Here is a 17,628-nt window from a genome sequence, read left to right on the forward strand (position 1 = left end):
GCCGCTTACTTGGTCTGGAAGGCGGTGAAGACCTTGGCACCGCTCTTGTTGACCAAGGCGACGACGATCTTGGCGCCCTTGGCGGCCTTGAAGCCGGGGGCGGACAATTTATTGCCACCGGCGGGCTTGAGCGCGGCCTGGCTTTTCTGGCCCGATGCGGTCTGGGTCAGCGTGGCGGTGTAGGCCGATGCGGGCAGCGGCTCATCCTCTTCGCTGATATAGACATCGACGCCCTTGGGACTGGCGACCAGTTCCACCATGGTTTCGCCCGACATCTGAACGAGGCCGCCATGCTGGGGCTTCATGCTGCCATGGGCGAAGGCGGCGGTGGGGGTCAGGGCGAGGGCTGCGGCAATAGCGATGGCGGCTGGGCCGAGCTTCATCAGGTCGAGTTTCATGGGTATCTCCTCATGGGGCAGCGATGGGATGGCGGTGCGGCCTTATTCGGGCAGATGCGGCAGCACGAAGGACAGCGACGAGCGATATTCGACATGGTCGACCTTCGCCTTGTCGTCGGCTGGCCCGACATAGATGCCCATCAACACGTTCAGCCCCTGGTTGCGCAGCGTGATGGTGGCGGTGCCGTCCGCGCCGGTCTTGACCGCGACTTCGTCGGGATCGTTGACATAGTCGGACATGATGGTCGCGCCCGCGATCGGCTTGCCTTCATAATAGGCCCGCACTTTCATCGGCTCGCCCATCTTCTGCGGGATGGCGGGATCGACGGGGACGATCTGGAGCTTATGCCCTTCGAACAGGGGCACGGGGCTGGTCGGCACCTTGGTCAGATGGACGGCATATTTCCAATTATGCTCGGCAAGGCTGGCGGTGGGCACTTCGTCGCGGCCCTTATTATGCCATTTGCCGTCGGGGGTCTTGCTCCACAGGCCATAGTCCATGATCGCCGCGACCGCCGCGATCGGCTCTTCGCTATCCACCACGGGGATCGGCCCGGCGGTGCGCAGGCTGGTGGTGACGGGTGCCCAGTCGGCATCATAGCCGGTGACGGTCTTGATGAGCGGCAGGCGCTTGACCGCGTCGAGATCGTCAGCGCCGACGCCATAGATGAGGGCGATCTGCGTCGCGCGCTGGGCGAACCAGATGCCATGCGCGCTCAAGGGGGCGGCCATGGCCAGAAGCGCCGATCCGGCGACGGTGACAGCAAGGATGCGTGGCAGTTTCATCGATCATCTCCCGTGGCCCTGATGGCCCTGACACACAGGCTATGTCAGCGACGGCCCGCCGGATGCCGTTTTTCAGGCGTGCGCAGGCAGCATGTGCCGGAAAATGACAGGCGCACAGTGGATGATCGCCCGATGGCGGAAAGGGGGATGTGGATCGTTGGAGGCTTGAATGACCCGAAGGGGCCTAATCGAGCGGCGGATCGCCCTGCGCGAGATCCATGAAATTGCGGGCGGCGTCGCGATCGGCCGCGTCCTTGAAGGCGATATCGAGGTCGGGGGCGTCGCCCATCAGGAAGAGCAGGCACCACAACGCAAAACGTCGACCCCGGTCCTTTTCCAGACCAAGGTCGACGCGCATGCGCTCGACGCCCGCTGCGATCGCTTCGGCAGGCACGGCATCGATGTCCGTGCGGCCGAAATAGCGACGCAGCTGGTCGTCAAATTGCATTTGGATCAGCCGTTCAGCTTGTCCTTGACCGCCTTGGCAGCGGTGAAGCCCAGCTTCTTGGACGCGGCGATCTGGATCGTCTCGCCAGTGGCGGGGTTGCGGCCCTCGCGTGCGGCGCTTTCCTTGACCTTGAACTTGCCGAAACCGTTGAGCGAGATTTCTTCGCCCTTGGCCGCCGCGTCGACGATCGCCGAGATCACGCCGTCGATGATCTTCTTGGCGTCCGCCTTCGAAAGGTCGTGGGCGGTGGCGACGGTGTCGATCAGGTCACTGTTATTCATAGGACGTCCTCTTCAAGTGTGATGGCACCCGCCCTAGCCCGTTCGCATCCGCCGGTCCATCGCCTAAGGGCGAATTTCGGCGCATTTCCGGTGACATATTGCCGAAAATACGCGGTTTCGAGGCGGTCGATCGGTCCAGGGGACGGGGGCAAGTGATTTAAGTGGCGTTTTAGGCGACGAAATTGCCGGCAAAGGCGAAGCTGTCGATCGGATTGCGGCCGCTTGGGGCTTCGCGCGCCTGCAGGGCTTCAGGCAATATCACCTTGTCGCCCATGCGCCCGATGGCGACGGCAGCTTCGATACGGAAACGGTCCGGCACCGCGAGTTCGCGGCGGGCGGCGTCGAAATCGACGCCCGTCATGGCGTGGGTGTGATAGCCCATCCGTGTCGCCTGCAGCGCGAGCAGCGCCCAGGCGGCGCCTGCGTCGAAACTATGGCTGTGTGAGGGCTTGGTTTCCTGCGAGCCGGGGGCCGACGAGAGGCTGTCGGACAGGATGAAGGTCAGGACCGAGGCATGTTGCACCCAGCTTTGGTTGAACGGCAGCAGCAGACCAAGGAACCGCGCCCAGTCGGCACTGTCGCGATGGGCGTAGAGGAAGCGCCAAGGCTGATAGTTGAAGGCCGACGGTGCCCAGCGGGCCGCGTCGAGCAAGGTGTCGAGATCCGCCTGCGGCAGGGCCGACGCGTCGAAGGCGCGGGGCGACCAGCGGTCGAGGAACAGGGGGTCGACGGGCCGGGTGACGGCGCGGGGGTCAGAGTCCATAAAATCTCCCTAAAAGGCTCGGCATCCATATAGGATGTTTTTTGCGGCTGCGAAGGGCCGACGCTCTTGGGGCATAGCGCTGGCGTAGCGCGCGGGTCGTCGCTAATCCTGCCTGCCGATAAGGGGAGCGGGGCATGACGATCACGGAGACTTTTCTGCTCGCGCTGGCGCTTGTCATGGGGTTGCCCTGGCTGGTGTGGCGCGTGCTGCGCACCGACAATTGGGCGCCGCTGGTGGTGGTGCAGATCGTTGCGGGCGTGCTGCTTGGCCCCGGCGTGCTGGGCGTCGCGCTGCCGCAAGTGCATGATTTCCTGTTTCCGCCCGGCGTCATCGCCGCGCTCAACGGCATCGCCTGGTGGGCGGTGATGATCTTCGTCTGGCTGGCGGGGATCGAACTGGACTTGCACCAGGCCTGGGTCGCGCGGCGCGAGACATGGACGACGGCGGGATTGGCGTTGGTCACGCCGCTGGTGCTGGGGGCGCTGGCCGCCGCGCTGATCCTGACGCAGCCGGGCTGGATCGGCGCGAAGGGGCAGCATTGGCAGGCTTTGCTGGGGATGGGGATGGCCTGCGCGGTGACCGCCCTGCCCATATTGGTTTTGCTGATGGATCGGCTCACCATCCTGCGCCAGCCGCTGGGGCAACGGGTGCTGCGCTATGCCAGCCTGGACGATATCGCCATCTGGGGCGTGCTGGCGCTGATCCTGCTCGATTGGGCGCGGGTCGAGCGGCAGGCGGGATTCCTGCTGCTGTTCCCGTTCGTCGCCTGGGGGTTGCGCGCGGTGATGCGGCGAATCGGCGGGCGCGACCGGCTGTATCTGGGGATGCTGTCGCTCGCGCTATTGGGCTTTGCCGCCGATTGGGCCGGGCTGCATTTCATGGTGGGGGCGTTCCTGGCGGGCGCGATTTTGGACAAGCAATGGTTCGACGAAGCGCAGATGGATATGCTGCGCGATCATATGTTGTTGACGGTGATGCCGGTCTTTTTCCTGAGCACAGGCCTGCGCACCCAATGGGATATGGGCGGGTTCGAGGTGATCGGCGGCGCATTGCTGCTGTTGGCCGCTGCCGTGGTCGGCAAGCTGGCCGGGGTGGCACTGGCCGGGCGAATCCTGGGCTGGCCCAAGGGCGAGGCCGGGGTGATCGGCTGGCTGCTGCAAACCAAGGCGCTGATCATGATCATCTTCGCCAATATCCTGCTCGATCGGCAGATCATCACCGGGACCAGCTTTACCGCGCTGCTGCTGATGGCGATCGGCAGCACCATGCTGACCATGCCCATGGCGCGCCGGGGCCTGGCGAAATTGGTGCAGCGATAAGGGAAAAATCGTCCCGGACGACCCATGGCGCGTGCAGTTCGCCGTAGCGGGCCGTCCGGGATTGCAGCGTTGCCCCACTTTGGAGAGGTATGACAACGCTGTCTCGCGCCATAAAACAGATTCCGCGCCGGGCCGCAAGCCCCTTTGCGCGCGCTCTTTAGAGTATCCGTGATGGTCAAGCGCATGCTGTGGTCCAGAGACGATCTGCCCTGAGTAGCGCATTTGCGGTGACGATGAGCTTTCGCATGATGGCTGTGATGGCGATTTTGGCGGGTTTTCCGGCAGCGATGAGCTGCTGGTATTTGGCCTTGAGGTTTGGATTGAATCGGGCGGCGACCAGAGCAGGCATGTAGAGAGCCTGTCGGACATTGGCCCTACCGCCGCGGATGAAGCTTTTGCCTTTCCATTGGCCGGACTGGCGCGCGACCGGGGCAAGTCCGGCGAGCGAGGCAGCCTGCTTGTTATCGAGCGATCCGAGTTCGGGCATGGTGGCGATGATCTGGTTGGCGGTGAGTGTGCCGAGGCCAGCGATGCTGGTGAGAATGTGGTGGCGCCGGACGAGCTTTTCATCTGCGGCAATGACGGCCGCGATTTCAGCGTCGAGCGCAGCGATGTGGCGAGCGATCTGTTCGAGCCGTTGGCTGCACTGGCGCTTAAGCAGCGTGACGGTGAGGTTCTTTTCGCGGTTTTTGAGCGCGGTGCGATCACGCACCAGACCATCGCGGGCGTTGACGAGTTCGGCCAGTTGGTTCTGCTGCGGGCTTCGGGCGGGCCTGACCGGGGGTTTCAGCGTCACCGCCATCCGTGCGAGCAGCCTGGCGTCGATGCGATCGGTCTTGGCGAGCGTGCCTGTCGCCTGAGCGAAGCGCCTTGCCCGTTCCGGGTTGAGCTTGACGCAGGGCATATGGCCGAGCGCGACCTCCAGCGCGCGGTGGTAGATGCCGGTAGCCTCATAGGCGATCCGCTCGACCTCCCATTGCCCGGCCCATGCGATCAGGGTCTTGTGGCCCTTGGTGGTGTTGGGGAACTGGCGCTCGATCCCGATGGGATGGACATAGCAGTCCAACGTCGCTTTGGAGATGTCGATGCCGATGGTTTGTGGTAGAGAGTTGCTCATCTTTTTCGCTGTCCCATGCTTGTCATCCGGGCCTTAAAAGCCCCGGTATCCGTTCGGGCCTGATGAAAAAGAAAGGGGCGATCCTACTCTAACCCGGTCCCTTCACGACCAGCGGTTTTGCGATCCGTCCCCTTCCGTCCGGTCCGGGGTGGCCACCCCGGACCGGACATCGCATCCTGACCCGAACGGACCACAAAGTCATAAGACAAGCGTGATGAGTTTACTCAGAACCGTTCGTCCTGAGTAGCCCCTTCGACTGCCTGCCAAGGCAGGCGCTCAGCAACCGTATTGGGTGTCAAGCGAGATTGGCCCATGGTTTATCCTGCTGGACGATGGCGTTTGCGATAATGAGGAGTTTTCGCATGGCGGCGGTGATGGCGACTTTGGGCGCTTTGCCTCCCGCGCGGAGGTGCTGGTAGAAGTCGCGGATGGTTGGATTGAAGCGGATGGCGGGTAATGTTGCCATGTAGAGCGCGCATCTGACCGAGAGTCGGCCGCCGGTAATATGCGCCTGACCGCGCCACTGGCCGCTGTCACGGTTCATGGGAGCGATGCCGGCAAGGGCTGCGATCTGCTTTTTGTCAGCGATACCAAGTTCGGGGAGTTCGGCGATCAGCACTGCCGCTGTCGTGGCGCCGATGCCTGGAATAGACTCCAGCAGCATAGCTTTGCGCGCGAGCGTGGCATCAGCCGCGATTTCAGCCGTTATGCGCGCATCGCACTGGCCGATTTGTCCTTGCAGGAAGGCAATGTGCTCGCGGATCGAAGCCAGCGTTTCGGCGTCATCGAGGCCGGACAGACGCTGCTTTTCGGTAACCAGCATACCGACCAGTTGCCGCCTTCTGCGCACTTGCTCGGCAAGGCGAGCCTGATTTTCAGGTGTTGGCGGTGTTCTGGCGGGCTGCATGGCGTCAGCGAAGCGTAGGATGATGCCAGCGTCAAGCGCATCGGTTTTGGCGAGTTGACCGCTCGCTCTAGCAAAATCCCGCACTTGCCTGGGATTGACGATGCTCATGGCGATCCCCGCCGCTCCCATCTGGCGAGCGAGCAACCGGCCATAGCGGCCCGTTGCCTCGCAGACGATATGGGGATGTTCAAGGGTCGCGAGCCGCCTTCTTAAAGCCGCGATCCCCGCCACCGAATTGGTACGGCGCCAAACCCCGTTAGCCCCCGGTAAGGCAATATCGAGTGCCGCCTTAGATACATCGACGGCAACATATTGGTTCGACATCATGTTTCTCCACCTTGCATACGAGCTCAAGGCTCAGGCAACCGTTCGAGACGATCATGGATGGAGCGGACGGCTTTGCTGAGGATCGCGAGCTTTATGCCCAAGGACAGGCACAGCCTATCCGCTCCGACCTGTCCGGGGTCATGACCCCAGACAGGTCGGCACCAATTCAACCAAGGCTGAAATAAATGCCAACCCCAATATGCAAGGACAGGCATTGAGCGAAGTCGGAGTCGCAGACGACCGAAGGGCAAATGGCATATCGAAGGATATAAGCGCAGCCGACCCTTCGATACGGGTCTTCGACAAGCTCAGCCCTACTCAGGGCGAACGGAGTGATGCGACTTAAAGTCATCATGCTCTAGGCGTCAGCCTGCATATTGGTGGGTCGGCAGACCGCGCACGCCGCAATCGACTTCGAAGAAGCCGCCATCGTGCGGCGTGACGTCGTCCAGCCCCACCGTCGCGGAACTGACGAACATGCGGTCGAGGTCGGCCCCGCCAAAGCAGATGTTGGTCACCTGCCGCGCGGGCAGTGCGATCGAGCGGTCCAGCACGCCATCGGGCGTGAAGCGGCTGACCCGCCCACCGCCCCAATGGGCGACCCAGATATGGCCGTCGGCATCCACGGTCATCCCGTCGGGATAGCCATCTGCCTGGGCAAAGCGGAGGAAGGGCTGGCGATCGGTGGCGCCCTCCCCCGTCAGGGCGAAGCGGTACATTTGTCGCTTGGCGGTATCGCTATGATAGAGCCAGCGGCCACAGGGCGAGAAAGCGGGGCCGTTTGGCACGCGATAGTCGGCGTCGATCACGCTCCAACTGCGGTCGGGTGCGAGCCGGTAGAGCGTCCCGCGATCATGCTCCTCGGCCATGTCCATCGTGCCGCACCAGATATGCCCCTGCGCATCCGCCTTGCCATCATTCATGCGGTTGCCAGGAAAATGCGGTTCGGGGTCGCCGAAGGGTGTGATCGTCAGTGGATCGAGGCTAATATCTGCAAAGCCGCTCTGGAAGCCGCCGACAAAGCCGCCCCCTTCGCGTTCCACCACCCAGCCGAGCGGTTCGGGCATGGCCCAGCGCTCGACCGTGCCGTCCGCAAGGGACAGCCGGTTGAGCGCCGGGGCCAGGATATCGACCCAATAGACCGCATTATCGCGCGCCGACCAGAGCGTGCCTTCGCCCAGCGTGTCGGCAACGCCCCGTTCGATCAGACGCCAGGCCGTCATCAGCGCTTGACCGACAGCCGATAAACCATCGCATGGCGATAGGGCTTGCCGGGATCGACCCGCGCCGACAAGAAGGCGGGCTTGTTGGGCGCATCGGGGAATTTCTGCGGCTCCAGCGCGATGCCGTCGCCCATGCGGTAGAGATGGCCGCCCTTGCCGACCAGCGTGCCGTCGAGGAAATTGCCGGCGTAGAATTGCACGCCGGGTTCGGTGGTCAGCACTTCGAGCACCCGGCCCGACACGGGATCTTCCAGCCGCGCCGCCAGTTCGGGTGCCTTGGTTGCGCCCTTGTCGAGCGCCCAATTATGGTCATAGCCGCGGCCATAGACGATCTGCTGGTCACGCCCGTCGCGAATGCCATCGGCGACGCGGCGGGGGCTACGGAAATCGAACACGCCGCCGTCGACCGGCTTCAATTTGCCGGTCGGGATCAGCTTTTCATCCACCGGCGTATAGGCTTTGGCCGGAATCGTCAGCATATGGCCGAGCGCGCCATCGGGCGACCCTTCACCCGCGAGGTTGAAGATCGCATGGTTGGTCATGTTGACGATAGTCGGCTTGTCGGTCTTGGCGGCGAAGACGATGCCGAGATTGCCCGCTTCGTCGAGCGTATAGGTGACGGTCGTGTCGAGCTTGCCGGGATAGCCCGAATCGCCATCGGCGCTGACGAGGGAGAGGACCACGGTGGCGGTCGGGCCGCTCTTTACCGACACGACCTTCCAGGGCAGCTTGTCGAAGCCCTTGTCACCGCCATGCAGCGAATTGGTCTTGTCGTTGAGCGGGAGCTGATAGCTGGTGTCGCCCAGCTTGAACATGCCGCCCGCGATGCGATTGGCATAGCGGCCCACGGTCACGCCGAAATAATTGGGGTGATCGACATAGCCCTTGAGATCATCATAGCCGAGCAGCACGTCGGCGATCTTGCCATCCTTGTCCGGCCCCGACAGCGACTGGAGCGTCGCGCCATAGGTCAGGATCTTGGCCGATACGCCAGCAGCATTGGTCAGCGTGATCGTTTCCACCGCCGTACCGTCCGCCAGCGTGCCTGCGGGCGCGCGGCTGGCGTCGGCGGCCAGCGCCGCCGTGCTTGTCAGCGCCATGGCCAATGCGTATGACAGCGCTGTTTTGATGATGACCTTTTGCATGGACTTCCTCCCGATACCGACCGCCCATTGACGCGCGGTTTCGGGGAATATACTCCGACAAAATAAGCGGGCGCAACCCCTATCCGGGTCGCCCGTCCCCGGAAATGCAGTGGAGAAGGATGGATGGCAGGACCCGTAACATCAGGCGCGGGCGTCACCGCGACGCATAATCCCGCAACGCGCTATGGCCCGGCGCTGGGCCTGCTCGCCAGCCTCTTCTTCATGTGGGGCTTCATCACCGTCATCAACAACACGCTGCTGCCGCATCTGCGCAGCGTGTTCGATTTGAGCTACACCCAGACGACTTTGATCGAATCGGTGTGGTTCATCGCCTATTTCGTCGCGTCGATCCCGTCGGCCAAGCTGATCGAGCGGGTCGGTTATCAGAAATCGCTGGTGGTGGGACTGCTCGTCATGGCGGCGGGCGCGCTGGGCATGACGCTGGCGGCGTCGATCCCCTCTTATGGCGTCACGCTGCTGATGCTGTTCGTCATCGCGAGCGGCATCACCCTGCTGCAGGTCGCGGCCAACCCCTATGTTGCGGTGGTCGGCAAGCCCGAAACCGCCTCCTCGCGCCTTAATCTGGTGCAGGCGATGAACTCGGCGGGCACGATGCTCGCGCCGCTGTTCGGGGCCTATCTGATCCTGGGCCGGTCCAAGGGTGGCACGGCCGAAACCGGCACGGTGCTGACGCAGGCCGAACGGCTGGCCGACGCGCAGTCGGTGATCCTGCCCTATATCATCGTCGCCGTCATATTGGTGGTGCTGGCGGTGATCATCGCGCGCTTCCCCCTGCCCGCCATGGGCAATGCGACGTCGCGTCACAGCAAGGAAGAGCGCAAGAAACATTCGCTCTGGAACCACCGCAATCTGGTGTGGGGCGTGCCCGCGATCTTCATCTATCTAATCGCGGAAATCGGCGTCGCCAACCTGTTCATCAATTTCGTCAGCCAGCCTGACATTGCCAACCTGACCTATGAACAGGCCGGGCGCTATCTGACCTTCCTGTGGGCGGGCATGATGATCGGCCGCTTCCTGGGCGCCGCGATCATGCAGAAGTTCGATGCGGGCCATGTGCTGGCCGCCTTCTCGATCGGCGCGTTCATCGTTATGCTGGTCACCGTGTTCACCACGGGGCCGATCGCGATGTGGGCGCTGATCCTCGTCGGCCTGTTTCATTCGATCATGTTCCCGACCATCTTCACGCTCGGCATCAAGGGCCTGGGGCCGTTGACCGAAGAGGGTTCGGGCCTGCTGATCATGGCGATCGCCGGTGGCGCGCTGGTGGTGGTGCAGGGCTGGCTGGCGGACGAATATGGCCTGCAATGGTCGTTCCTGCTGACCGCCGCGTGCGAACTGTACATTCTGTTCTACGCGCTGTGGGGGTCGAAGGTGACGAACGCCTTGCCCGATCAACAGGCCGTGGCGGAATAAGGCCAGGGTTGCACATGGGACGCTGAAAAGGCCGGAGCGGGATGTCCGCTCCGGCCATTTTTTATTTGTATGAAATCCTCCCCTGGCAGGGGAGGTGGCAGGGCGTAGCCCTGACGGAGGGGTGTTGCCCTATCGATAGGGTGACACCCCTCCACCATTCGCTTCGCGAACGGTCCCCCTCCCCTTACAGGGGAGGATTTAGATATTGGGGAGGATTAGCCGCCCATCGCGCTGGCGGTGTCTTCCAATGCCAGGTCGACCAGCACGCCCATCGCCTCGGCCGCGGCGGCCGTGTCGCCGGCGGCGATCGCGTCATAGACGCGGACATGGTCGGGGATAGGGTTGCGCGGCAGGGCGCGGGCGCGTTGTTTATATTGGGTGGTCCAGTTGACCGCCGCGCCGATGCTGGCGGACAGCACCTGCAGCGCGTCGTTGCGGGTCGCGTTCAGGATGGCATTGTGGAAATCGCGGTCGGCCGCGCGGCCCAATTCGGTGGCCAGCGTGTGGCGGCGCATCGCGGCGAGCGCTTCCTTCATCAGCCGCAGATCTTCCTTGTCACGCCGCTGTGCCGCCAGCCGCGCCGCCGCCGGTTCGACGATGGCGCGGAGTTCGAACAGGTCGCGCACGAACTGGATGTCCGGTTCCCCGGCAAAGGCCCAGGCCAGCACTTCGGGATCGAGCAGGTTCCAGCGGGTGCGCGGCAAGACCCGCGTTCCGGCCTTGGGGCGGCTTTCCACCAGCCCCTTGGCGGTCAGCACCTGGATCGCTTCGCGATAGGCGCTGCGCGAGACTTCCAGTTCCTCGGCGAAGGCGACTTCGCCCGACAGGACGTCACCGGGGGCATATTGGCCGGACAAGATGGCCGTGCCGAGTTTGTGCGCGATCGCGCCGTGCAGCCGCCTGCCGGGGCCACGCGCAATCTTCGCCGATGCGCCCGTCTCCGCCTCATCCCCGTGCAAAGACGGATCTTCCTTCGCCATTCCTGCTCCTCTCGCCCCCCAACTATCAGGCACAACTCCGTCTATAATACAAGCATTGCCATTACCATCTTCCTGTAATATGTCGGAGTAATTCGGAGATTCACTGCCGCCCCGGCTTTGGTCGAGGTGGACGATGGCGTGTCTTCGGCAAGCGTTCAGCGCCGTCAGTGGCGCGCGGGAGGAGAGATTTTCATGACATTGCGCCTGTTGCAGCACCGTGCCCCAAGCGGCGAACGGGGCGTTATCGCCGCGCAAGGCGACAGCGCCGCCTTCGTGGTCGGCTTCACCTCGATCCGCGCTTTGGCGCTGCATGCCATCGCGCAGGGCATCAGCCTGACCGCCGCCGTGGCAGCCGCGCCCAAGGGCGACGCGGTGGACATCGCCGCCGAATTCGAAGCGGGCCGCCTGCTCGCGCCGATCGACCATGACGATGACGCACATGTCCTGCTGACCGGCACCGGTCTGACGCATCTCGGCTCGGCCGAGGGTCGCGACAAGATGCACCGCGAGGCGGCAGCGGTCGAAAAGCAGACCGATTCGATGCGCATGTTCCTGGAAGGGCTGGAGGGCGGCAAGCCTGCCCCCGGCGAGACGGGACAGCAGCCCGAATGGTTCTACAAGGGCGACGGGTCGCAACTGGTCGGCCCGACCGATCCGCTGACCATGCCCGCCTTTGCCAAGGATGGCGGCGAGGAACCGGAGCTGGCAGGCATCTACATCATCGGCGAGGATGGCACGCCCTATCGCCTCGGCCTCGCGCTCGCCAACGAGTTTTCCGACCATGTGACCGAGCGGCACAATTATCTGTGGCTGGCCCACTCCAAGCTGCGCCAGGCCGCGCTTGGCCCCGAACTGCTGGTCGGCGAACCGCCGGAGCATATCGAAGGATCGAGCCGCATCCTGCGCGATGGCGCGACGATCTGGGAAAAGCCGTTCCTGTCGGGCGAAGGCAATATGTCGCACAGCTTCGCGAACCTGGAACATCATCATTTCAAATATGACCTGTTCCGCCGCGCGGGCGACGTTCATGTCCATTTCTTTGGCACGGCGACCCTGTCGTTCAGCGACGGCGTCGCCTGCCAAGAGGGCGATGTGTTCGAGATTCTCGCCGCGCCCTTCACCCTGCCGGTGCGCAATGTGCTGACGCGCGCCGCGCCGCAGGAAGTGGCCGTTAAGGCGCTCTGAAGCGATGGACCCGATCCGTATCGCGATCATCGGCATCGGCAAGATTGCGCGCGACCAGCATGTCCCGGCGATCCGGGGCAATAATGCCTTCAGCCTGGCCGCGACCGTCAGTCCGCATGATGCCGGGCTGACGGGGGTGCCGCATCTGGCCAGCCTCGATGCGCTGCTGGCCGAAGGTCCGGCGGTCGACGCGGTGGCGCTCTGCACCCCGCCGCAGGTCCGCTATGATCTGGCGGCGCAGGCCTTGGCCAAAGGCATCCACGTCTTTCTGGAAAAGCCCCCCGGCGCGACGCTGGCGGAGGTCGAGGCTCTCAAGGTTCAGGCGGACAAGGTCGATGCGACCCTGTTCGCCGCCTGGCACAGTCGGTTCGCGGCGGGTGTCGCCCCGGCCCGCGCCTGGCTAGCCGAGCGGAAAATCGAGAAAGTGTCGATCGTCTGGCGCGAGGATGTGCGCGTGTGGCATCCGGGTCAGGCGTGGATCTGGCAGCCGGGCGGGCTTGGCGTGTTCGATCCGGGGATCAATGCACTCTCGATCGTCACCCATATCCTGCCGCGCCCCTTCTTCCTGAAAGAGGCGACATTGGTGCTGCCGGAGAACCGCGCTGCGCCGATCGCGGCCGACCTGCATTTCCGCGATACTGGCGGCGCGCCGATCCACATGGACCTCGACTGGCGGCAGACCGGCCCGCAAAGCTGGGACATCATCGTCGACACCGACGCAGGTACGCTGAAGCTGGCGCATGGCGGCGCGGTGCTGACGCTGCCGAGCGGCACCGAACATGGCGAGGATGTCGAATATCCAGGGCTCTACAGCCGGTTCGCCACACTGATCCGGGGTGGGCGCAGCGATGTCGATACCAGCCCGTTGCGGCTGGTCGCCGACGCCTTCCTGCGCGGCCGCCGCGAACCGACCGACGCTTTTCAAGACTGATTTCCAAATGGGAGAGGACGACATGATAAAAACCCTGCGCCGTACCACCGCCGCACTGCTGCTTTGCGCCAGTGCTCTGACGACCAGTGCCTTTGCCGACACCAACGGCAAGCCGACCACCGCGACGATCAATGCGGCGCAGCCCGGCCCGGTCTATGACAAGCGCATCTTCACCCAGTTCGCCGAACATCTGGGCAATGGCATTTATGGCGGGCTGTGGGTCGGCAACGACAAGTCGATCCCCAACACCAACGGCTTTCGCAACGATGTGATCTCCGCGCTCAAGAATCTGTCGGTGCCCGTCGTGCGCTGGCCCGGTGGTTGCTTTGCCGATGAATATCATTGGCGGGAGGGCATTGGCGGCAAGGCCAAGCGCCCGGTCAAGATCAACACCCATTGGGGCGGCGTGACCGAACCCAATACGGTCGGCACGCATGAATTTTTCGAACTGATCCGCCAGATCGGCGCGGAGGCCTATGTCGCGGGCAATGTCGGCAATGGCAGCCCGCAGGAAATGGGCGAGTGGGTCGAATATATGACCTCGCCCGCGGGGACATTGGCCGACGAGCGCGCCAAGAACGGGCATAAGGAACCCTGGGCGGTTCCCTATTTCGGCATCGGCAACGAGCTGTGGGGCTGTGGCGGCAATATGCGCGCCGAATATGCCGCCGACGTGACGCGCCGCTATGCCACCTTCATCAAGGCGCCTGCCGGTACCAAGATCCTGAAGATCGCGGCGGGTGCCAATGTCGATGATTATAACTGGACCGAGGTGATGATGCGGGAGGCGGGCGATCAGCTCGACGCCGTTTCGCTTCATTATTATACCCTGCCCCAGGGTGGCTGGCCGCCCAAGGCGGACCCGGTGAATTTCGACGAGACTTTGTGGGCCGACACGCTGGCCAAGGCCGTCCATATGGATGAGCTGATCACCAAGCATACCGCCATCATGGACAAATATGATCCCAAGAAGCGCGTCTTCCTGGCGGTGGACGAATGGGGCACCTGGTATGCGCAAGATCCGGGCACGCATCCCGGCTTCCTGCGTCAGCAGAATACGCTGCGCGATGCGCTGGTCGCATCCATCCATCTCGACATCTTCGCCAAACATGCCGACCGGGTGAAGATGAGCGCCATCGCCCAGATGGTGAACGTCCTGCAGGCGATGATCCTGACCGAAGGCAAGAAGATGGTGCTGACCCCCACCTATCATGTGTTCGAAATGTACAAGCCGTGGCAGGATGCGACGGTCCTGCCGATCAGCATCGATACGCCCTGGTATAATAAGGACCAGTTCGTGATGCCCGCGGTCAGCGGGTCTGCGGTGCGCGGCAAGGATGGCAAGGTTCATGTCGGCCTGTCCAACCTCGATCCCACCCAGCCCAACACGGTGACCGTCAAGCTCGACGGCCTGACCGCCGGAACAGTATCGGGCCGCGTCCTGACCGCTGGCGTGATGAACGCGCATAACACGTTCGATGCGCCCGAAACCGTCAAGCCCGCGGCCTTCACCGGTGCGCAGGTAAATGGCGGGACGCTGACCGTCACCTTGCCGCCGATGTCGGTGGTAGTGCTGGACCTGCAATAAGGCGATCTGGAGGGGAGGTTCGGCCTCCCCTCCCCGTTCGCCCTGAGCTTGTCGGAGGGCCGCACTTCCCTTCGGGCAAAAGTGCAGGGCTTCGACAGGCTCAGCCCGAACGGGTTGGTGGGACGGAATTTTTCGCCACCCCTATCTGTGAAGAGGACAGACATTGTTCAAAATTGCTCAATTCGCCTGTCTTGCGGCGATCAGCCTTGCTGGCCCGGCCCTCGCCCAGCCCGCCGCCAGCCCGTCGAGCGCGCCTACGCTCAACAGCCGCCTGACCGGCGACCTCGCCCCTACCCATGATCCGGTGATCATCCGGCAGGGCGATGTCTATCATGTGTTCGGCACCGGCCATGGCCAGCGGCTGATCGAAACGCGCACTTCACCCGACCTTGTGCGCTGGACGGCCGGGCCGCCGGTGTTCACCGCGCTGCCCGATTGGGCGAAGCAGGCGATTCCCGGCAGCGATGGGATGTGGGCGCCCGACATCAGCTTCGTGGATGGCCGCTACCGGCTTTATTACTCCGTCTCGACCTTTGGATCGAACCGCTCGGCGATCGGCCTGGCCACCAGTCCGACGCTCGACCCCAAGTCGCCCGATTTCAAATGGCGCGATGAAGGCATGGTCGTCATGTCCACCAAGGACGATGACTATAATGCCATCGACCCCAATTTCATCATCGACCGCGAAGGCCGCCACTGGCTTTCGCTCGGCAGCTTCTGGACCGGCCTCAAATTATTCGAGCTGGACCCCAAGAGCGGCAAGCCCAAGGATGCGACGGCCAAGCCCGTCTCCATCGCACGCCGCGCGGCACCCGCAGGCGGCCCAGCCCCGGTCGAAGCCCCCTTCATCATCGACCATGGCGGCTATTACTGGCTGATGGCGTCCTACGACTATTGCTGCAAGGGCGTGAACAGCACCTATTATACCGTGATCGGCCGGTCCAAGGACATCACCGGGCCGTATCTTGGCAAGGATGGCAGTGCGATGATGGAGGGTGGCGGCACCATCTTCCTGCGCGCGGATTTGCAGGAGCAGCAGCGTTTCCGTGGCCCCGGCCATGCCGGGTGGCTGCACGATAAGGACGGCAAAGATTATGTCGTCTACCACGCTTATGACAAGCAAGCCGACGGTGCCCCCACCCTGCGCATCGCGCCGGTGCGCTGGGGCGCGGACGGCTGGCCTGTCGCAGATTATTGAGGAAACGACTCTATGAACCACATCAACCGCCGCCTCTTCCTGGCCGGTGCCGCGATATTGCCGGCTGCCTGCGGCAAGCTGGGCGCGATACCCGTTGCACCGACCGCTGACGGCCCCGTGCCGGTCAACCCGCTGATCAAGCAGCGCGCCGACGCGCAGATCTTCCGCCATGACGATGGCTATTATTATATGACCGGGTCGGTCCCCGAATATGACCGGCTGGTGTTGCGCCGCTCGAAGACGATCGCGGGCCTGGCCACCGCGACCGAAGCGGTGCTGTGGCGGCATGAAAAGACCGGGCCGATGTCGGGCTTCCTGTGGGCGCCCGAACTGCATATGGTGGACGGCAAGTGGATCGTCTATTTCGCCGCTGGTCCGAGCGGCGGCGGCGAGGATGTGTTTCGCATCCGCTCCTATGCGGTGGTGTGCGACGGCCCCGACCCGATGGTCGGCAAATGGAGCGTGCTGGGCGAATTGCAGACGCCCTGGGACAGTTTCAACCTCGATTCGACTATCTTCACGCACAAGGGCACGCGCTACATGGTGTGGGCGCAGCGCGAGCCGGGCATCGAAACGAACAGCAACCTATATATCGCCAAGCTCGAATCGGCGCTCAAGCTGGGCAAGGCGACGCGGATCGCCGTGCCGACGCTCGATTGGGAAATCCGCGGCTACAAGGTCGCCGAAGCGCCTGCCATCCTGCATCGCAATGGTCGCCTGTTCATGACCTATTCGGCGAGCGCGACCGATGCGCGCTATTGCCTGGGGCTGTTGACGGCGGACGAGAATGCCGACCTGCTGGACGCCAAGAGCTGGGTCAAATCGCCTCAGCCGGTGTTCGTCACCAATGCCGCCACCAGCGTCTATGGGCCGGGGCATAACAGCTTCACCGTGGACGAGCGGGGCCGCGACATCCTGGTCTATCATGGGCGCGACTATGAGACGATCCAGGGCGATCCGCTGCTCAACCCCGACCGCCATACCCGCGTCCAGCGGCTTTACTACACCGCCGATGGCACGCCTGATTTCGGCGTACCGGTGGGCAATGGCCCGCTGCCCGAACGGTTCATCGCGGTGGCCGACCCCAAGCGGTTGATGGCGCATGACGGCACCCGCCTGGTCGCTGGCAACCCGGCCCTGCCCCAGACGCAGTTCCGCCAGTCGCCGGGCCGTGCCGGGGCCAAGAGCATTATGCTGTCCCCCATATTGATGCCCGATCATTATCTGGTCGCGGCCAAGGATGGGTCGATCAGCCTGGAAAAGGACAGCAAGAGCGCCGATTTCGCGCTGCGCAGCCAGTTCGTGCGGTTCGAGGAGAAGGCCAGCGACGCGCTGCGCTTCGTTGCGATCTCCGCGCCGGGCAAGGCGATCGGCACCGTGGGCGATCAGCTGCGGCTGGTGCCGAGCCGGGACGCTACGGCTTACTGGCGTGCGGACTGACATCGCGTAATATGTCTGACAAATATACGGTGCCAGGGGCCGGTTTCCAGCAGGAGACCGGCCCCTTCGCTTATGTGGGTATCCGATCGACACCCGATAGCTCGTGGCCTGTGGCAATAATGTAACTAGCGCCGGACATTCGTGTCGCGACGCCCTCA

Annotated in this window: 17 protein-coding genes; 7 read left to right on the forward strand and 10 right to left on the reverse strand. The window is 63.5% G+C overall.

Going from position 1 to position 17,628, the window contains the following annotated elements; translation table 11 throughout:
- Positions 1–5: 5 nt before the first annotated feature.
- From BSY17_RS09755 to BSY17_RS09775, 5 genes are all read right to left on the reverse strand, one after another.
- A complete protein-coding gene (locus tag BSY17_RS09755) occupies positions 6–398 on the reverse strand; it encodes a hypothetical protein (protein WP_069065371.1) in 393 nt (130 codons plus the stop codon).
- 42 nt (positions 399–440) lie between these two features.
- On the reverse strand, positions 441–1,184 hold the full coding sequence (locus BSY17_RS09760; RefSeq protein ID WP_069065372.1) for a DUF4198 domain-containing protein: 744 nt from the start codon (positions 1,182–1,184) through the stop codon (positions 441–443).
- Positions 1,185–1,368: 184 nt separating this feature from the next.
- The gene (locus BSY17_RS09765; protein ID WP_037476660.1) at positions 1,369–1,632 is read right to left on the reverse strand and encodes a hypothetical protein; all 264 of its coding nucleotides are present in this window, start codon (positions 1,630–1,632) and stop codon (positions 1,369–1,371) included.
- Positions 1,633–1,637: 5 nt separating this feature from the next.
- Positions 1,638–1,913 carry an HU family DNA-binding protein gene (locus BSY17_RS09770; RefSeq protein WP_037476661.1) on the reverse strand — a complete coding sequence of 92 codons (276 nt, stop codon included), beginning with the start codon at positions 1,911–1,913 and terminating at the stop codon, positions 1,638–1,640.
- A gap of 169 nt (positions 1,914–2,082) precedes the next feature.
- Complete coding sequence (locus BSY17_RS09775; RefSeq protein WP_069065373.1) at positions 2,083–2,676, reverse strand: nitroreductase family protein; 594 nt, start codon at positions 2,674–2,676, stop codon at positions 2,083–2,085.
- A gap of 134 nt (positions 2,677–2,810) precedes the next feature.
- On the opposite strand from BSY17_RS09775, the gene BSY17_RS09780 reads away from it, so the two are divergent.
- Complete coding sequence (locus tag BSY17_RS09780) at positions 2,811–3,995, forward strand: cation:proton antiporter (protein ID WP_069065374.1); 1,185 nt, start codon at positions 2,811–2,813, stop codon at positions 3,993–3,995.
- Positions 3,996–4,170: 175 nt separating this feature from the next.
- On the opposite strand, the gene BSY17_RS09785 is transcribed toward BSY17_RS09780, so the two are convergent.
- The 4 genes from BSY17_RS09785 to BSY17_RS09800 all read right to left on the reverse strand — a co-directional run bounded on the left by BSY17_RS09785 (position 4,171) and on the right by BSY17_RS09800 (position 8,714).
- Positions 4,171–5,112 carry an IS110 family transposase gene (locus BSY17_RS09785; protein WP_006966739.1) on the reverse strand — a complete coding sequence of 314 codons (942 nt, stop codon included), beginning with the start codon at positions 5,110–5,112 and terminating at the stop codon, positions 4,171–4,173.
- Positions 5,113–5,407: 295 nt separating this feature from the next.
- The gene (locus tag BSY17_RS09790) at positions 5,408–6,346 is read right to left on the reverse strand and encodes an IS110 family transposase (RefSeq protein WP_069065375.1); all 939 of its coding nucleotides are present in this window, start codon (positions 6,344–6,346) and stop codon (positions 5,408–5,410) included.
- A 365-nt stretch (positions 6,347–6,711) separates the two neighbouring features.
- Positions 6,712–7,569: an SMP-30/gluconolactonase/LRE family protein gene (locus tag BSY17_RS09795; protein WP_069065376.1), complete on the reverse strand. Its 858-nt coding sequence runs from the start codon at positions 7,567–7,569 to the stop codon at positions 6,712–6,714.
- The gene (locus tag BSY17_RS09800) at positions 7,569–8,714 is read right to left on the reverse strand and encodes an aldose epimerase family protein (protein WP_069065377.1); all 1,146 of its coding nucleotides are present in this window, start codon (positions 8,712–8,714) and stop codon (positions 7,569–7,571) included. The genes BSY17_RS09795 and BSY17_RS09800 overlap by 1 nt, the downstream gene beginning before the upstream one ends.
- 123 nt (positions 8,715–8,837) lie before the next feature.
- Here BSY17_RS09800 and BSY17_RS09805 point away from each other — a divergent pair, with 123 nt between their 5' ends.
- Entirely contained in the window at positions 8,838–10,148 is a 1,311-nt protein-coding gene (locus BSY17_RS09805; protein WP_069065378.1) for a sugar MFS transporter, read from the forward strand.
- A gap of 215 nt (positions 10,149–10,363) precedes the next feature.
- Here BSY17_RS09805 and BSY17_RS09810 read toward each other — a convergent pair whose 3' ends face one another.
- Positions 10,364–11,128: a FadR/GntR family transcriptional regulator gene (locus BSY17_RS09810; protein WP_069065379.1), complete on the reverse strand. Its 765-nt coding sequence runs from the start codon at positions 11,126–11,128 to the stop codon at positions 10,364–10,366.
- A gap of 192 nt (positions 11,129–11,320) precedes the next feature.
- Between BSY17_RS09810 and araD1 the strand changes: the two genes are divergently transcribed.
- The 5 genes from araD1 to BSY17_RS09835 all read left to right on the forward strand — a co-directional run bounded on the left by araD1 (position 11,321) and on the right by BSY17_RS09835 (position 17,470).
- Positions 11,321–12,313 carry an AraD1 family protein gene (gene araD1 / locus BSY17_RS09815; protein WP_069065380.1) on the forward strand — a complete coding sequence of 331 codons (993 nt, stop codon included), beginning with the start codon at positions 11,321–11,323 and terminating at the stop codon, positions 12,311–12,313.
- A 4-nt stretch (positions 12,314–12,317) separates the two neighbouring features.
- The gene (locus tag BSY17_RS09820; RefSeq protein ID WP_069065381.1) at positions 12,318–13,244 is read left to right on the forward strand and encodes a Gfo/Idh/MocA family protein; all 927 of its coding nucleotides are present in this window, start codon (positions 12,318–12,320) and stop codon (positions 13,242–13,244) included.
- Between the two features lie 22 nt (positions 13,245–13,266).
- The gene (locus BSY17_RS09825) at positions 13,267–14,832 is read left to right on the forward strand and encodes an alpha-N-arabinofuranosidase (protein ID WP_069065382.1); all 1,566 of its coding nucleotides are present in this window, start codon (positions 13,267–13,269) and stop codon (positions 14,830–14,832) included.
- A gap of 163 nt (positions 14,833–14,995) precedes the next feature.
- Entirely contained in the window at positions 14,996–16,030 is a 1,035-nt protein-coding gene (locus BSY17_RS09830) for an arabinan endo-1,5-alpha-L-arabinosidase (RefSeq protein WP_171899216.1), read from the forward strand.
- A gap of 12 nt (positions 16,031–16,042) precedes the next feature.
- Entirely contained in the window at positions 16,043–17,470 is a 1,428-nt protein-coding gene (locus tag BSY17_RS09835) for a glycoside hydrolase family 43 protein (protein WP_069065383.1), read from the forward strand.
- The last annotated feature ends 158 nt before the right edge of the window (positions 17,471–17,628 follow it).

This window comes from Sphingobium sp. RAC03 (genome assembly GCF_001713415.1).
Classification (GTDB): domain Bacteria; phylum Pseudomonadota; class Alphaproteobacteria; order Sphingomonadales; family Sphingomonadaceae; genus Sphingobium.

What these genes read in the sequence shown, in the direction of transcription:
- araD1 (WP_069065380.1), top strand. Translation starts at nt 11,321, where the DNA reads ATGACATTGCGCCTGTTGCAGCACCGTGCCCCAAGCGGCGAACGGGGC.
- BSY17_RS09760 (WP_069065372.1), bottom strand. Translation starts at nt 1,184, where the DNA reads ATGAAACTGCCACGCATCCTTGCTGTCACCGTCGCCGGATCGGCGCTT.
- BSY17_RS09820 (WP_069065381.1), top strand. Translation starts at nt 12,318, where the DNA reads ATGGACCCGATCCGTATCGCGATCATCGGCATCGGCAAGATTGCGCGC.
- BSY17_RS09790 (WP_069065375.1), bottom strand. Translation starts at nt 6,346, where the DNA reads ATGATGTCGAACCAATATGTTGCCGTCGATGTATCTAAGGCGGCACTC.
- BSY17_RS09810 (WP_069065379.1), bottom strand. Translation starts at nt 11,128, where the DNA reads ATGGCGAAGGAAGATCCGTCTTTGCACGGGGATGAGGCGGAGACGGGC.
- BSY17_RS09770 (WP_037476661.1), bottom strand. Translation starts at nt 1,913, where the DNA reads ATGAATAACAGTGACCTGATCGACACCGTCGCCACCGCCCACGACCTT.
- BSY17_RS09780 (WP_069065374.1), top strand. Translation starts at nt 2,811, where the DNA reads ATGACGATCACGGAGACTTTTCTGCTCGCGCTGGCGCTTGTCATGGGG.
- BSY17_RS09835 (WP_069065383.1), top strand. Translation starts at nt 16,043, where the DNA reads ATGAACCACATCAACCGCCGCCTCTTCCTGGCCGGTGCCGCGATATTG.
- BSY17_RS09825 (WP_069065382.1), top strand. Translation starts at nt 13,267, where the DNA reads ATGATAAAAACCCTGCGCCGTACCACCGCCGCACTGCTGCTTTGCGCC.
- BSY17_RS09795 (WP_069065376.1), bottom strand. Translation starts at nt 7,569, where the DNA reads ATGACGGCCTGGCGTCTGATCGAACGGGGCGTTGCCGACACGCTGGGC.
- BSY17_RS09755 (WP_069065371.1), bottom strand. Translation starts at nt 398, where the DNA reads ATGAAACTCGACCTGATGAAGCTCGGCCCAGCCGCCATCGCTATTGCC.
- BSY17_RS09785 (WP_006966739.1), bottom strand. Translation starts at nt 5,112, where the DNA reads ATGAGCAACTCTCTACCACAAACCATCGGCATCGACATCTCCAAAGCG.
- BSY17_RS09800 (WP_069065377.1), bottom strand. Translation starts at nt 8,714, where the DNA reads ATGCAAAAGGTCATCATCAAAACAGCGCTGTCATACGCATTGGCCATG.
- BSY17_RS09775 (WP_069065373.1), bottom strand. Translation starts at nt 2,676, where the DNA reads ATGGACTCTGACCCCCGCGCCGTCACCCGGCCCGTCGACCCCCTGTTC.
- BSY17_RS09805 (WP_069065378.1), top strand. Translation starts at nt 8,838, where the DNA reads ATGGCAGGACCCGTAACATCAGGCGCGGGCGTCACCGCGACGCATAAT.
- BSY17_RS09765 (WP_037476660.1), bottom strand. Translation starts at nt 1,632, where the DNA reads ATGCAATTTGACGACCAGCTGCGTCGCTATTTCGGCCGCACGGACATC.